The following is a 15,024-nucleotide window of genomic DNA, read 5'->3' as shown; positions in this document are numbered from 1 at the left end:
TGCGGCTCAACTCCAGCGCGCGAGCAGCGCGGCCACCGCCGCGATGCCGGCCATCACGAGCGCCATCGTCTGGTATCCGCCGACGCCCGCGGCGACCGCGGGACCGATCGCCGGCGCGAGCGCGACCATGATGGTGACCGGAGCCGCGACCACGCCGTTGATCGCGCCGTAGTTGCGGGTGCCCCAGCGATCGATCACGGCGGAGCCCTGCGCGAGCGTGTTCGCGCCCCGCACCGCCCCCGCGAGCACGGCGACCGCGATGAGGGCCCAGAGCGGTCCGGGGATGATGCCCAGCGCCGCCAGCAGGATGCCGGTGAGCGCCGCGATGAGCGCGATGGGCACCCAGGGTCGCGTTCCCCGCGGCAGCGCGACGAACAGCAGCCGACCGATCACCTGACCGGCCCCGAGCAGACCGAGGGCGAGCGCGGCGAGCTCGAAGCCGATCCCCTTCTCGGTGAAGAGGGGGATGATGCTCAGGGTCACGCTGAACCCGGCGCCCGTGATCGCGATCATGCTGAGTTCGAGGAACCAGAACCGGCGGGTGCGGATCACGGTGGCGACGGTGTGGTCGTCGTGCTCGTGCGGGGCGACGGCATGGGGCGGCCAACGCCGTTCGAGCGAGAAGGCGTGCAGCGGGATCGTCACGGTCGCCAGCACGGCGGCGAGCACGAGGAACGTGGCCCGCCAGTCCAGCGCCACCACGAGGGCTGCCACGAGCGGGGCGAACACGGTGGAGGCCAGCCCGCCGGCGAGGGTGACGATCGTCATCGCGCCATGTGCGCGTTGACCGTAGCGTCGCGCGACCACGGTGAACGCGGCCTGGTACAGCACCGCGGATTGCGCGGCACCGACGATCACCCAGCCCACTCCGAAGGCGATCGGATTCGGCGCGACGGCGACCATCACGAACCCCGCGACCGCGAGCGCGGAGCCCGAGGTCATGATCACGCGCGGGCCGTAGCGATCGAGCAGGCGCCCCGTGGCGATCCCGACGATCGCTGAGGTGACGAGGCCCGCCGAGAAGAGCGCGGTGACGAGCGCGAGCGGCCATCCCGTCTGCTCGGCGATCACCGGCGCCGCGACGATGAGGGCGTAGTACAGCACGCCCCAGCTGACCACCTGGCCGAGCGAGAGCGCGGCGAGCCGCAGACCGCGCACCCGCCGGGAGTCGGCGGGTGCATCGGAGGTCACCAGACGACGCTAGTCCTGGCGGGTGTCGTCCGCCGGTACCCCGCGCGCACGGGTCGAAGGGCCCGGGTGCGGAACCGGCCGCCGCTAGCATCTGATCATGCGCACGAGGGTCCTCTGGAATGACAATCCGATCGCCACGACGGTGAGCCGATGCATGGACTGGGCCGTCAGCGACGAGCCGGACCTGTGGTTCGTTCCGCGGGGCACTCGCCGAGAGGGTCACGGCGACGCGACCTCGATCGATTGGGTCTCCCGCTACTCCTCGGTCGTGCTCAGCATGTGGCGTTCGGGCACGGTCGACGGCATGAACGAGAAGGGTCTCGGGGCCCACGTGCTCTACCTCGACGCCGACGAGGCCGTCTATCCGGCGCAGGACGATCGCGCATCGATCGCCAACACGATGTGGGCCCAGTACATCCTCGACAACTACGCCACCGTGGCCGAGGCGGTCGCCGACATCGACCGCATCCGCGTCACCTCGATGCCGATGCGCGGCGAGCACATGGGCTGCCATCTCGCGCTCGAGGACGCTTCCGGCGACTCCGCGATCATCGAGCCGCTGGAGGGCGAACTCGTCGTGCATCACGGACACGAGTACACCGTCATGGCCAACTCCCCGTCCCTCGACAAGCAGCTGCAGAATCTCGCGCGGTATCGTCCGTTCGGTGGCGAGCTCCCGCCACCCGGGGACATCACTTCGGTCGACCGTTTCGTGCGCGCCTCGTACTTCCGTCACTACCTTCCCGAGCCGAGCACGGTGGCGCAGGCGGTCGCCGGGGTGTTCCAGATCATCCGCAACGTCAGCGTTCCCTACGGTGCTCCGTACGACGACGGCGGGGTCTACCCGACCTGGTGGCACTCCGGGGACGATCTCACCAACCGCACCTACTACTTCTCGTCGACCCTCAGCCCGAACCTGTTCTGGGTGGATGTCGCGGCGATCGCCGACGGCACGAAGGTGCTGACGCTCAACCCCCGGGACGAGACGCTCGCGGGGGATGCGACGGCGGCGCTCACGCCGGCGGAGTTGCCCTACTGAGTCGCCGGAACCTGCGCAGCACCCATCGCATGGGCGCCTCGCGCAGGCGGCGCGGCAGATGCGGATAGGCGCCGCGCGCGAACCGCACGAACCGCGCGAAGCGCCGGGGATCGTGGTGCAGTCCGTAGGCCTCCCGCAGCGGCTCGTCGAGCAGGCCGGCGGTGACGACTCTCGCGGTGGGCATGAGCGAGCGCAGCCACCACGGCCCGGAGACGGGATGCAGCAACTGCTGCGCGACGCGGCGGGCCGGTTCATCCACCCGCAGCCGCCCCACCGCCGCACCCCAGTAGGCGGCGAAGGCCGCGCGGTCGGCGGGCCACAGCGATCGCGGCACCCCCAGCGCGGTACCGATCACGGCATAGTCGGCGAGCAGAGTCTCGGCGGCCTCGGGATCGAGCGCACCGAACGCGAGCTCGTGCACGCGCACCGCGGTGTCGTAGAGGGTCGCGGCCACCCACAGCTGCAGCTCGGGGTCCCGCGCGTCGTAGTCCGCCGATCGCACCGGGGCGTGCGCCTCGCCCACGCGGCGCGCGACGAGCCGAGCCTCCTCCGGCGTGCCGTAGACGGTGACGGTGAGGTAGGTGAGCGTGCCCCGGAGGCGGTCGAGGGGACGGTTCGCGAAGTCGCTGTGTTCGGCGACGCCGCGCCCGACCGCGGGATTGGCCAGCTGCAGCAGCAGCGCGGCCCCACCGCCGGCGAGCAGGATCGCCTCGGCGGAGAACTTCCGGATCGCGCTCACGAAGCCATTGTCCGCGCTCGTGTCGGCGAGTTCGCCCGTTCTGCCGCCTCCGCGACCGTGGAAACGGCAGAACGGGCGAACTCGACGCGGGTGTCGCGATAAGAATCGGCAAACCTTCGCGCCTGGCGGGGCGCTCGCCGACATCGTGTCCAGCCAGAGCGAGTAGAGTTCTCCGTGGCCAAAGCGTCTTGACGCCGAGAGAGTTTCGGCGGGCGGCCGGGCCGATCATCCCCAACGCGCGATTGGACGTATACAGCGTGGATCTCTTCGAGTACCAGGCACGTGACCTTTTCGAGTCCTATGGGGTGCCGGTGCTCGCCGGCATCATCGCGGACACTCCGGAGGAGGCGAAGGCGGCGGCCGAGAAGATCGGCGGTCTGACCGTCGTCAAGGCGCAGGTCAAGACCGGCGGTCGCGGCAAGGCGGGCGGCGTGAAGGTCGCCCCGACCGCGGACGACGCCTTCACCGCGGCGCAGGCCATCCTCGGCCTCGACATCAAGGGCCACGTCGTCAAGCGCGTGATGGTCGCTGCAGGAGCCAAGATCGCCCAGGAGTTCTACTTCTCGGTGCTGCTCGACCGGGCCAACCGCTCCTACCTCTCGCTGTGCAGCGTCGAGGGCGGCATGGAGATCGAGGAGCTCGCCGTCGAGCGCCCCGACGCCCTCGCCAAGATCGAGGTCGACCCGGTCGCGGGCATCGACCTCGCCAAGGCGACCGAGATCGCGCGCGCCGGGCACTTCGCGGAGGAACTCGTCGCCAAGGTCGCCCCCGTCATCGTGAAGCTCTACGAGGTCTACAAGGGTGAGGACGCGACGCTCGTCGAGGTCAACCCGCTCGTGCTCACCGAAGACGGCTCGATCCTCGCCCTCGACGGCAAGGTGACGCTCGACGAGAACGCGGCGTTCCGTCACCCGAACCACGAGGCACTCGAAGACAAGGATGCCGCGGACCCGCTCGAGGCCAAGGCCAAGGCCAACGACCTCAACTACGTCAAGCTCGACGGCGAGGTCGGCATCATCGGCAACGGTGCAGGACTGGTCATGTCCACCCTCGACGTGGTCAGCTACGCCGGCGAGAAGCACGGCGGCGTCAAGCCCGCGAACTTCCTCGACATCGGCGGTGGAGCATCCGCCGAGGTGATGGCCAACGGCCTCGACGTGATCCTCGGTGACCCGCAGGTCAAGAGCGTCTTCGTCAACGTCTTCGGCGGCATCACGGCGTGCGACGCGGTCGCCAACGGCATCGTGAAGGCCCTGGAGATCCTGGGCGACACCGCGACCAAGCCGCTGGTCGTGCGACTCGACGGCAACAAGGTCGAGGAGGGCCGCGCCATCCTGCGCGCCGCCAACAACCCGCTGGTCACCCTGGCGGACACCATGGACTCCGGCGCCGACAAGGCCGCCGAACTCGCGAACGCGTAAGGGAACAGAGCATGTCGATCTTCCTCAACAAGGACAACAAGGTCATCGTCCAGGGCATCACCGGCGGCGAGGGCACCAAGCACACCGCGCTCATGCTCAAGGCAGGCACCCAGGTCGTCGGCGGGGTCAACGCCCGCAAGGCGGGCACCACGGTCGAGCACGAGGGCGGCGTGAGCCTGCCGGTGTTCGGCACGGTCAAGGAGGCGATGGATGCCACGGGTGCCGACGTCTCGATCATCTTCGTTCCCCCGGCCTTCGCGAAGGACGCCATGATCGAGGCGATCGACGCCGAGATCCCGCTGCTCGTCGTGATCACCGAGGGCATTCCGGTGCAGGACACCGCGGAGGCCTGGGCCTACGCGAAGGACAAGGGCAACACCACCCGCATCATCGGCCCGAACTGCCCCGGCATCATCACGCCCGGTGAGTCGCTCGTGGGCATCACCCCCGCGACGATCACTGGTAAGGGCCCGATCGGCCTGGTCTCCAAGTCGGGCACGCTGACCTACCAGATGATGTACGAGCTGCGCGACCTCGGCTTCTCGACCGCGATCGGCATCGGCGGCGACCCGATCATCGGCACGACCCACATCGACGCGCTGCGCGCCTTCCAAGACGACCCGGAGACCGAGGCGATCGTCATGATCGGCGAGATCGGCGGTGACGCCGAGGAGCGTGCCGCCGACTTCATCCGCGAGTACGTGACGAAGCCGGTCGTCGGCTACGTCGCCGGCTTCACCGCTCCCGAGGGCAAGACCATGGGTCACGCGGGTGCGATCGTCTCCGCCGGTGCGGGCACCGCGCAGGGCAAGAAGGAGGCCCTCGAGGCCGCGGGCGTCAAGGTCGGCAAGACGCCGAGCGAGACCGCCGCGCTCATGCGGGAGCTGCTCGCCGCGCGCTGACGGCATCCGGGCTTTGGCTTCGCCGCGGCCCTGGAGCATACTGGCGGCATGGCGACCGAGATGAATTCGATTCGCAATGCCGTGCTCGTGCACGGCGCCTACGCCGACGGGTCGAGCTGGTCCCCGGTGATCCGCAGGCTGCAGGCCGCCGGCATGACGGCGACCGCGGTGCAGAACCCGCTGACCTCGCTGGACGACGACGTGGCGGCGACCCGTCGCATCCTCGACCTGCAGGATGGCCCGTGCCTGCTCGTCGGGCACTCCTGGGCCGGCACGGTGATCAGCGAGTCGGGCCTGCACGACAACGTCGCGGGGCTCGTCTACATCGCCGCCCGGGCCCCGGACGCGGGTGAGGACTGGGCCGCGCTCGCCGGGCAGTACCCGAAGCCGCCAGCGAGCGCCGGGCTGCAGACGGCCGACGGGTTCTCCTGGCTGAACGAGCAGGCGTTCCTCGAGGACTTCGCGGGCGATCTCGACCCGGCCGACGCTCGCGTGCTGTTCGCGGTGCAGGGCCGCATCTCGACGAGTCTGTTCTCGGGCCGCACCACCGTGGCGGCATGGCGGTCGAAGCCCACCTGGTACCAGGTGTCCACGCTCGATCGCACCATCGATCCCGGGCTCGAGCGCTTCCTCGCGCGGCGCATGGGGGCCACGACGATCGAGTTGCCGTCGAGTCACCTCTCCCTCGTCTCGCACGCGGATGCCGTGGCCGACTTCATCCTGCAGGCCGCGGGCGCGCCGCCCGCAGGCTGAACCCGGGCGCAGGCTCGACCTGCCGCTACGGTAATGGCATGGGTTTGCGCCAGTGGATGCACGATCGGTTCGTGACGCCCGACGCCATCTACGGTCTCATCCTCTACGGTGCGCTCCTCGGTGGCCTTTCCGATAACGACGACAAACCGGCGGACTCCCTCGAGGTGCTGATCGTCGCGGCGATCTCGCTCATCATCTTCTGGGGCGCCCATGTCTTCGCCGGCACGATCGCCCGACACGGCGTGACCGACGGCAAGGAGATCACCCTGGGGGCCGCCACCTGGCAGTCCTTCAAGCACTCCTCGGGCATGCTCTATACGGCGATCCTGCCCTCGCTCATCATGCTGCTCGGCGTCTTCAAGGTCATCGAGACCGATGATGCGGTGAGCCTCGCCCTGCTCTCGGCGATGATCACGCTCGGCGTGCTCGGGTACAACGCCTTCGCCCAGCGCGGCTCGCACCTGGTGGTGCGCATCTTCGGCGGCATCGGCACCGCCTTCTTCGGCTTGCTCCTGATCATCCTCAACGAGATCGTGCACTAGCGCATCGCATGAACCGAAGGCTCACCGCACTCTTCGCCGCCTTCGAGGCGCTCCTCGTGGCAGCGATCGGCATTGCCATCCCTCTCGTGCCGCTGACGGCGATGTGGGCGTTCCAGTACGGTCTGGCGATCGATTGGACGGTGTTCTGGCGCGCCGCGGTCGACATCTGGCTCGTCGGGCACGGCGTCGATGTGCGGCTGAGCCTCGACCCGGTCACGGCCGCCGCGTTCGGGTTCCCTGGCGCGGGGGAGCCCATCATCGTGACCATCGCACTGCTCGGGTTCGGCCTGCTGACCGTGCTGCTCGGCATCCGGGCCGGCCGCCGGGTCGCCGAGACGCGCAACCGACGCCTCGGCGAACTCGTCTCGCTCGCGACGTTCGCCGGGCTGTCGTTCCTGGTGACGTTCTCGGCGCTGCATCCGCTGGCCCGCCCCTCGCTCTGGCAGGGCACCCTGCTGCCGACGGTCGTGTTCGCGATCGGCCTCGTGATCGGGGTGCGCCTCGAGGTGGATGACGCGGGCGGCCGCCTGCGCGAATGGTTCCAACGTCTGCCCGCCACCCCGCGCCTGACCATCGTCACGGCGCTGCGCGGCGGAGCGGCCGCCGCCGCCGCCGTGGTCGCCACCGCCGCGCTCGTCACGACCGCGGCGCTCGTCGGGTCGTACGCCAAGATCATCACCCTCTACGAGAGCCTGCACGGCGAGGTGCTCGGCGGCATCGCGATCACGATCGGTCAGCTGGCGCTCATCCCCAACGCCGTGATCTGGAGCGCCTCGTGGCTCATCGGCCCGGGCTTCGCGATCGGCACCGGCTCGCTCGTCAGTCCCCTCGGCACACAGCTCGGCCCCGTGCCGGCCCTGCCGATGCTCGGGGCGCTGCCGAGCGGCCAGCTCGCGTTCGGCTTCGTCGGCCTCGTCGTACCGATCGCCGTCGGGTTTCTGGTCGGCGCGGCGCTCGGCCCGCGGTTGCGCGCACGGCTCGACGGGGGACCACTGCTGCTCGCGGGCATCGGCGCCGGCGTCGTCGGCGGCGTACTGCTCGGCCTGCTCGCCTGGGCCTCGGCGGGCTCGGCCGGCCCGGGGCGGCTCGCGCACGTCGGTCCCGATCCGTGGGCCGTCGGCATCTGCGCGGCCATCGAACTCGCGATCGCCTGCACGCTTGGCCTGCTCGCCAGCCGGCGGGGGAGCTCAGCCGACCGTCGCGGGCCCGCGCGCTAGGCTGATCGGGTGCTGAAGCTCGTCGTACTCATCTCGGGCGGCGGGTCGAACCTGCGGGCCCTGCTCGAGGCCTCCGAAGACGCCGAGTTCCCCGCGCGCGTGGTCGCGGTCGGAGCGGACCGCGACGCGGAGGGGTTCGAGCATGCGGAGGCCTACGGCATCCCCACCTTCTCGGTCGCCCTCTCGAGCTTCGACGACCGGGATGCCTGGGGCGATGCCCTGCTGGAGCAGATCCGCTTCTGGCAACCACACCTCGTGGTCTTGAGCGGCTTCATGAAACTGCTGCCGCCGCGGGTCGTCTCGGCCCTCGCGCCGAACGCCATCAACACGCACCCGGCCTATCTGCCGGAGTTCCCCGGTGCCCACGCGGTGCGCGACGCGCTCGCCGCGGGCGTCGCCGAGACGGGGGCGAGTGTGATCGTCGTCGACGACGGCGTGGACAGCGGGCCGATCATCGCGCAGGAACGCATCCCGGTGCACGAGGGCGATGACGAGGCCCGCCTGCACGAGCGCATCAAGCCCGTCGAGCGCCGCCTGCTCATCCAGGCGATCCTCGACATCGCCAACTCGCGAATCGACCTCAAGGAGCTGCGCTGATGTCCGGCCCGAGCCACGACCCCGCCGACTACCGCGAACGCGACGTCATCCCCGTGCGTCGCGCCCTCGTCTCGGTGAGCGACAAGACCGGGCTCGTGGAGCTCGCGACCGCGCTCGCCGCCGCGGGGGTGGAGATCGTCTCCACCGGCTCGACCGCCAAGACGATCGCGGATGCCGGACTGCCGGTCACCGAGGTCGCCGCCGTCACCGGCTTCCCCGAGTCGCTCGACGGCCGCGTGCGCACGCTGCACCCCGCGATCCACGCCGGACTCCTCGCGGACCTGCGGCTCGCCGCCCATGAGCGCGAGCTCGCCGAGCTCGGCATCGCGCCGTTCGAGCTGGTCGTCTCGAACCTGTACCCGTTCGCCGAGACGGTCGCCTCGGGGGCGGCGCCCGACGACGTCGTCGAGCAGATCGACATCGGCGGCCCCGCCCTCGTGCGCGCCTCCGCCAAGAACCACGCCAACGTCGCGGTGGTCACCTCCCCGGGCAGCTACGACCAGGTGGTCAAGGCGCTGAAGCTCGGCGGCACTCGCCTCGTGCAGCGCCGCCGCCTCGCCGCGGAGGCCTTCGCGCACACCGCGGCGTACGACGCCCAAGTCGCCGGCTGGTTCGCCGAGACGGGACCGGACTGGTCCATCGAGCTCGGCATCGACCGGCCCGCCGAGGAGTCCCCGAGTCCGTTCTCGCAGCAGCTGGTGGTCGCCGCCGAGCTCGCGACGACCCTGCGCTACGGCGAGAACGCGCACCAGGCGGCCGCCCTCTACACCGTGGGGGGCGCGGGCATCGCGCAGGCGACCCAGCTCGGCGGCAAGGAGATGTCCTACAACAACTACGTGGATGCCGACGCGGCCCTGCGCGCCGCCTACGACCACGAGGGGCCGGCCGTCGCGATCATCAAGCACGCCAATCCCTGCGGGATCGCCACCGCCGCCACGATCGCCGAGGCGCACGCGCTTGCGCACGCCTGCGATCCGGTGTCGGCGTTCGGCGGGGTGATAGCGGCCAACCGGCCGATCACGCGCGAGGCCGCCGAGTCGATCGCCCCGATCTTCACCGAGGTCGTCGTCGCTCCCGGGTTCGAGCCCGGCGCCCTCGAGGTGCTGCAGGCCAAGAAGAACCTGCGCATCCTCGAACTGCCCTCCGGATACGAGACCGAGCGCGCTGCGCGAGGACGCGTGGAGGTGCGGCAGATCTCCGGCGGCCTGCTGGCTCAGCAGCCCGACATCCACTTCGCGCCGGCGTCCGGCTGGACCCTCGCCGCGGGCGACCCGGTCGATGCCGCCACCCTGGCCGACCTGGAGTTCGCGTGGCGTGCGGTGCGCGCGGTGAAGTCCAACGGCATCCTGCTCGCCAAGGACGGCGCGGCGGTCGGCGTCGGCATGGGACAGGTCAACCGCGTCGATTCCTGCCGTCTGGCGGTCGCCCGCGCCGGCGAGCGCGCGGCCGGTTCGGTCGCCGCCAGCGACGCGTTCTTCCCCTTCGCGGACGGGGCGGAGATCCTGATCGAAGCCGGGGTGGCGGCGATCGTGCAGCCCGGCGGATCCATCCGCGACGAGGAGGTCGTCGCTGCGGTGCGCGCCGCCGGCGTGACGATGTACTTCACCGGCGAGCGCCACTTCTTCCACTGACAGCAGATCCATAGCTTCGACTCGATAGGTTGTGCGCATGCCTACCGCCGCGCCCGCCCGCCGTATCCCCATCGCCCGTCGCGTCTTGGCGGCCCTCCTGGTGGGTGTCGGCGTCGCCGTCGCGACGCACCTGGCCAACCTGCTGGCACTGTTCCTGGCCAACGGCTCGGCCAGCGCCAACATCGGGCCGATCAGTGCCTACTTCCTGCCGGTGAGTCTGGCGCTGTTCGTGCTCGTCGCGATCGCGGCCGTGCTCGGTGCGAACCGCTACTGGTTCACCGCCCTGCTCGCCGGCGCGCTCGCCGGGGCGATCGCGGTCGTCGCGGGGCTGAGCTTCACCGTGTTCGCGGGCGGCACCGCATGGAGCGCACAGGTCGCCGGCTACGTCTTCGACGGAATCATCGGCACCGGCCTCGTGTTCATCGTGCTCGCGGCGCTCGCGAGCCTTACGCTCGGTCGGCGGCTCTGGGCGCTCGGCACCCGCACACGACGCCGCAGCGTGATCGCGCTCGTGCGCCAGCCCGCGTCGACCCTCGCCGACGGAGAACTCACCCACCTCGAGCGCACCCCGATCGATCTCGAGCTCGCCGACGAGCAGTGGCAGGGCTATGTCGACGCGCTCGCGGCGAACGGCTTCGAGATCGTGGACGTGCCCGCCGCCGATGACCTCGCCGACTCGGTCTTCGTCGAGGATGCTGTCGTCGTCTTCGGCGACGTCGCCGTCGTCACCAGCCCAGGCGCCGAGTCCCGCCGCGCCGAGACGGAGGCCGTCGAGCGCGTCGTCGGCGAGCTCGGGCTCGCGGTGGCCCGCATCGAGCTGCCCGGCACCCTCGACGGCGGTGACGTGCTGAAGGTCGGCGACACCGTCTATGTGGGGCGCGGCGGTCGCACGAATGCCGAGGGCATCCGCCAGTTGCGCGCCATCGTCGGCGGACTCGGCTACACCGTCGTCGCGGTGCCGGTGAAGAAGGTGCTGCACCTCAAGAGCGCCGTCACCGCCCTGCCCGACGGCACCGTGGTCGGTCAGGCCAAGCTCGTCGACAACCCCGCGGTCTTCCCGCGCTTCCTCGCGCTGCCGGAGCCCGGTGCCGCCGTGGTGGTGCTCGCGGATGACGCGGTGCTCATGTCCTCGTCCGCGCCGAAGTCCGCAGCGCTCATCGCCGACCTCGGGTACCGCGTCGTCACCGTGGACATCAGCGAGTTCGAGAAGCTCGAGGGCTGCGTCACCTGCCTGTCCGTGCGCGTGCGCTGAGTTCGGCTCGACAAGAACGGCCTCGCGGTCTAGTCTGAAAGGCTGCTCGGGCTCGGGAGCAGCCTTCCGCACCGCTCTCACCACCACCACAGGACCATTCACATGTCGTCACCGACGCCGCGAAAGCGCTCGTCAACCTTCGCCTCACTGGCGCGCCTCTACCCCTACGCGAAGCCGGCCATGCCGCGCATCTACCTCGGGATGGTCACCGCGCTCGTCGCGGCGGTCGTCGCGCTGCTGATACCGCAGGAGCTGCGCGCGCTCGTCGACGGGCCCCTGCAGTCCGGGGACTCGGCCCAGATCTGGCCGGCGGTGTTCATCGTGCTCGGGCTCGGCATCATCGAGGCGGTGATGGTCTACGCCCGGCGGGCGTTCGTGCTCACGCCCGGCACCCACGTCGAGGCCCGCCTGCGCAACACCCTGTATCGCAAGCTGCAGAACCTCCCGGTGGGGTTCCACGATCGGTGGCCCAGCGGACAGCTGCTCTCGCGTGCCGTGAGCGACCTCAACCTGATCCGGCGCTGGATCTCCTTCGGTCTCGTGCTGCTGGTCGTCAACGTGCTGACGATCGTCATCGGGTTCGTGTTCCTGATCAACATCTCCTGGATCCTCGGGGTGCTGTTCATCGTCTGCTCCATCCCGCTGTGGATCTACGGCTACCTGTTCGAGAACAAGTACTCGGTAGTGGCCCGTCGCAGCCAGGACCAGGCCGGCGATCTCGCGACGACCGTCGAGGAGTCGGTGCACGGCATCCGTGTGCTCAAGGCCTTCGGGCGGGGCAAGCACGCGCTCAAGAACTTCGCCGACCAGGCCGAGCAGTTGCGAGGCACCGAGATCGAGAAGGCGCGCGCGATCGCCGGCATCTGGCTCTGGTTGCTGCTCGTGCCCGACGTCACGTTCGCGTTGAGTCTGCTCGGCGGGGTGTGGCTCGCGGCGAACGGCCAGATCTCGGTCGGCGATCTCGCCGCGTTCTTCGCGACCGCGACCGTGCTGCGCTGGCCGGTGGAGTCGATCGGCTTCCTGCTCTCCATGACCTTCGACACCCGCACCGCCGCCGATCGGTTCTTCGAGGTCATGGACGAGCCGGAGGACATCGTCGACCCGGCCGAGCCGAAGACGGTCGTCGACCCCAAGGGCAGGCTCGCGTTCCGCGACGTGCACTTCCGCTACGCGGACTCGCCGGCGCAGGTGCCCGACCTCATCGACGGTGTCGAGCTCGAGATCGAGCCCGGTGAGACGATGGCGCTCGTCGGGTTGACCGGCTCCGGCAAGTCCACCCTCACGGCGCTCACCACCCGGCTGTACGACGTGACCGGGGGAGCCATCGAGATCGATGGGGTCGACATCCGCGACCTCAGGCTGGTCGAACTGCGCTCGCTCATCGCGATGGCGTTCGAGGATGCCACGCTCTTCTCCGCGAGCGTGCGCGACAACGTGCTGCTCGGCCGCCCGGATGCCACCGAGGCCGACCTCGCCGAGGCCCTCGAGATCGCGCAGGCCGCCTTCGTCCACGACCTGCCCGACGGTCTCGACACCAGGGTGGGAGAGGAGGGGCTCTCGCTCTCCGGCGGCCAGCGTCAGCGGTTGGCGCTCGCGCGCGCGGTCGCGGCCAAGCCGTCGATCCTCGTGCTCGACGACCCGCTCTCGGCGCTCGACGTGGACACCGAGGCCCTCGTCGAGGCGGCACTGCGGCGCGTGCTCGCCGCGACCACCGCGCTCATCGTGGCGCACCGTCCATCGACGGTCATGCTCGCCGACCGGGTCGCGCTGCTCGAAGACGGTCGCGTCACCGCCGTCGGTACCCACTCCGAGCTGCTCGCCTCGAGCGAGCACTACCGGTTCGTGATCTCGAGCCTGGAAGACGAAGAACGACGCGAACGAGCGGAGGCGAACCGATGAGCGTCACCGGCGTCGAAGGCGAAGAGCGCAACGACTACTCCAAGGCCGAGAGCCGCCAGATCCGACAGCGCTCGCTGCGGCTGCTGGGCTCGCTGCTGCGGCCGGTGCGGGCGAAGGTCGCGCTCACCATGGCCGTCGTCGTGATCTCGACGGCCGCGCAGGTTGCCGGCCCCGCGTTCATCGCGCTCGGGCTCAGCACTGGTCTGCCCGCGCTGCTGCGACAGGATTGGCTGCCACTGGTCGGCATCGTGGCCGCATACCTGATCACCGGACTCATCGGTGCCCTGCTCATCGCCTGGTACACGGTGCTCACGGCACGCGTGAGCCAGGCCATCCTGTTCGATCTGCGCAAGCGCGTGTTCCTGCACACCCAGCGGCTGTCGCTCGAGTTCCACGAGAGCTACACGTCGGGGCGCATCATCGCGCGGCAGACCAGCGACCTCGATGCGATCCGCGAACTGCTCGACTCCGGTGTGAGCCAGCTCGTGCAGGGCGCGCTCTACATGGGGTTCATCGCCATCGCGATGTTCTCCTTCGACTGGGTCAGCGGGCTCGTGCTGATCGGTTCGCTCGTGCCGCTGGCGGTGCTCACCCGCTGGTTCCAGGTGCGGTCGCAGCTGTACTTCCGCGACACCCGCACCGCATCCGCCCGGCTGATCGTGCAGTTCGTGGAGACGATGACCGGCATTCGTGCGGTGAAGGCGTTCCGCAAGGAGCCGCGCAACGAGGTCGAGTTCGGTGGGTTGGTCGAGGACTACCGCTACACCAACAGCCGGGTCATCAAACTGTTCGGCATCTTCGATCCGGGACTCGTGCTCATCGGCAACCTCGCCCTCACGGCCGTGCTGCTCGTCGGCGGCCTGCGCGTGGCGACCGGCGGGCTCGGCATCGGCGTGCTGCTCGCGGTGCTGCTGTGGACCCGCCAGTTCTTCGCCCCGGCGCAGGAGATGGCGATGTTCTACAACTCGTACCAGTCGGCGGCGGCGGCGCTCGAGAAGATCTCCGGGGTGCTGGAGGAGCGACCCACCGTGCCCGATCCGACCCGCCCGATCGACCTGCGCAAGGCGAGCGGACGCGTGAGTTTCGAGAACGTGGAGTTCGCGTACAAGGCCGACCGCGTCATCCTGCCCGCCTTCGATCTCGACATCCCGGCGGGGCAGACGATCGCGCTCGTCGGGTCGACGGGAGCGGGCAAGTCCACGCTCGCCAAGCTCATCTCGCGCTTCTACGACCCCTCCGAGGGCACCGTGCGGCTCGACGGGGTCGACCTGCGGCGCCTGCACCCGAAGGATCTGCGGCGAGCGATCGTGATGGTCACCCAAGAGGCGTACTTGTTCTCCGGCACCGTGGCCGACAACATCGCGCTGGGTAACCCGGATGCCACCCGCGATCAGATCGTCGCCGCCGCGAAGGCGGTGGGCGCGCACGAGTTCATCGAGTCGCTGCCGAACGGCTACGACACCGACGTGAACAAGCGCGGCGGTCGCGTCTCGGCCGGGCAACGACAGCTGCTGTCGTTCGCGCGGGCGTTCCTGGCCGACCCGGTGGTGCTCATCCTCGACGAGGCGACCGCGTCGCTCGACATCCCCTCGGAGCGGCTCGTGCAGGAGGGCCTGCAGACGCTGCTCGCCGACCGTACGGCGGTGATCATCGCGCACCGGTTGTCGACGGTCGCGATCGCCGATCGCGTGCTCGTCATGGAGCACGGGCGCATCATCGAAGACGGCACCCCTGCCGAACTGATCGGCGGCACCGGTCGGTTCGCGCAGTTGCACGCGGCGTGGCGGGACTCGCTGGTCTAGCTCGCGCCGCGCGCATATGGTCGTAATACGGTGTGCGGG

Annotated in this window: 13 protein-coding genes; 11 read left to right on the top strand and 2 right to left on the bottom strand. The window is 70.0% G+C overall.

From position 1 onward, the window contains the following. Positions 1–6 precede the first annotated feature (6 nt). A complete protein-coding gene (locus PYV02_RS04465) occupies positions 7–1,191 on the bottom strand; it encodes an MFS transporter (protein WP_275756596.1) in 1,185 nt (394 codons plus the stop codon). Positions 1,192–1,288: 97 nt separating this feature from the next. On the opposite strand from PYV02_RS04465, the gene PYV02_RS04460 reads away from it, so the two are divergent. Next, entirely contained in the window at positions 1,289–2,230 is a 942-nt protein-coding gene (locus tag PYV02_RS04460; protein ID WP_275756594.1) for a linear amide C-N hydrolase, read from the top strand. Here PYV02_RS04460 and PYV02_RS04455 read toward each other — a convergent pair. Continuing rightward, the gene (locus PYV02_RS04455) at positions 2,205–2,969 is read right to left on the bottom strand and encodes an oxygenase MpaB family protein (protein WP_275756592.1); all 765 of its coding nucleotides are present in this window, start codon (positions 2,967–2,969) and stop codon (positions 2,205–2,207) included. The two genes, PYV02_RS04460 and PYV02_RS04455, sit on opposite strands and share 26 nt — an antisense overlap. A gap of 257 nt (positions 2,970–3,226) precedes the next feature. Here PYV02_RS04455 and sucC point away from each other — a divergent pair, with 257 nt between their 5' ends. The 10 genes from sucC (at position 3,227) to PYV02_RS04405 (ending at position 14,985) form a co-directional block, all read left to right on the top strand. After that, a complete protein-coding gene (gene sucC, locus PYV02_RS04450) occupies positions 3,227–4,390 on the top strand; it encodes an ADP-forming succinate--CoA ligase subunit beta (protein WP_275756590.1) in 1,164 nt (387 codons plus the stop codon). 11 nt (positions 4,391–4,401) lie between these two features. Next, positions 4,402–5,292 (top strand): succinate--CoA ligase subunit alpha, encoded by an 891-nt coding sequence (sucD, locus tag PYV02_RS04445; protein ID WP_275756588.1) that lies wholly within the window; start codon positions 4,402–4,404, stop codon positions 5,290–5,292. A gap of 48 nt (positions 5,293–5,340) precedes the next feature. Beyond that, complete coding sequence (locus tag PYV02_RS04440; RefSeq protein ID WP_275756587.1) at positions 5,341–6,045, top strand: alpha/beta fold hydrolase; 705 nt, start codon at positions 5,341–5,343, stop codon at positions 6,043–6,045. Between the two features lie 38 nt (positions 6,046–6,083). Beyond that, a complete protein-coding gene (locus tag PYV02_RS04435; RefSeq protein WP_275756585.1) occupies positions 6,084–6,587 on the top strand; it encodes a hypothetical protein in 504 nt (167 codons plus the stop codon). A gap of 8 nt (positions 6,588–6,595) precedes the next feature. Then, positions 6,596–7,804: a cell division protein PerM gene (locus PYV02_RS04430; protein WP_275756583.1), complete on the top strand. Its 1,209-nt coding sequence runs from the start codon at positions 6,596–6,598 to the stop codon at positions 7,802–7,804. Between the two features lie 9 nt (positions 7,805–7,813). Next, positions 7,814–8,401, top strand: coding sequence for a phosphoribosylglycinamide formyltransferase (gene purN, locus PYV02_RS04425; RefSeq protein WP_275756581.1), 588 nt, complete (start codon positions 7,814–7,816; stop codon positions 8,399–8,401). Then, entirely contained in the window at positions 8,401–10,032 is a 1,632-nt protein-coding gene (purH, locus tag PYV02_RS04420) for a bifunctional phosphoribosylaminoimidazolecarboxamide formyltransferase/IMP cyclohydrolase (protein ID WP_275756579.1), read from the top strand. The genes purN and purH overlap by 1 nt, the downstream gene beginning before the upstream one ends. A 37-nt stretch (positions 10,033–10,069) precedes the next feature. Beyond that, positions 10,070–11,284, top strand: coding sequence for a dimethylargininase (gene ddaH, locus PYV02_RS04415; protein ID WP_275756577.1), 1,215 nt, complete (start codon positions 10,070–10,072; stop codon positions 11,282–11,284). A 102-nt stretch (positions 11,285–11,386) separates the two neighbouring features. Then, positions 11,387–13,183 (top strand): ABC transporter ATP-binding protein, encoded by a 1,797-nt coding sequence (locus tag PYV02_RS04410; RefSeq protein ID WP_275756574.1) that lies wholly within the window; start codon positions 11,387–11,389, stop codon positions 13,181–13,183. Then, the gene (locus PYV02_RS04405; RefSeq protein ID WP_275756573.1) at positions 13,180–14,985 is read left to right on the top strand and encodes an ABC transporter ATP-binding protein; all 1,806 of its coding nucleotides are present in this window, start codon (positions 13,180–13,182) and stop codon (positions 14,983–14,985) included. Before PYV02_RS04410 ends, PYV02_RS04405 begins: the two co-directional genes overlap by 4 nt. Positions 14,986–15,024 lie beyond the last annotated feature (39 nt).

It is taken from the genome of Antiquaquibacter metalliresistens (assembly GCF_029211225.1).
GTDB lineage: Bacteria > Actinomycetota > Actinomycetes > Actinomycetales > Microbacteriaceae > Rhodoglobus > Rhodoglobus metalliresistens.
This window is presented reverse-complemented; position numbering and strand designations above follow the sequence as displayed.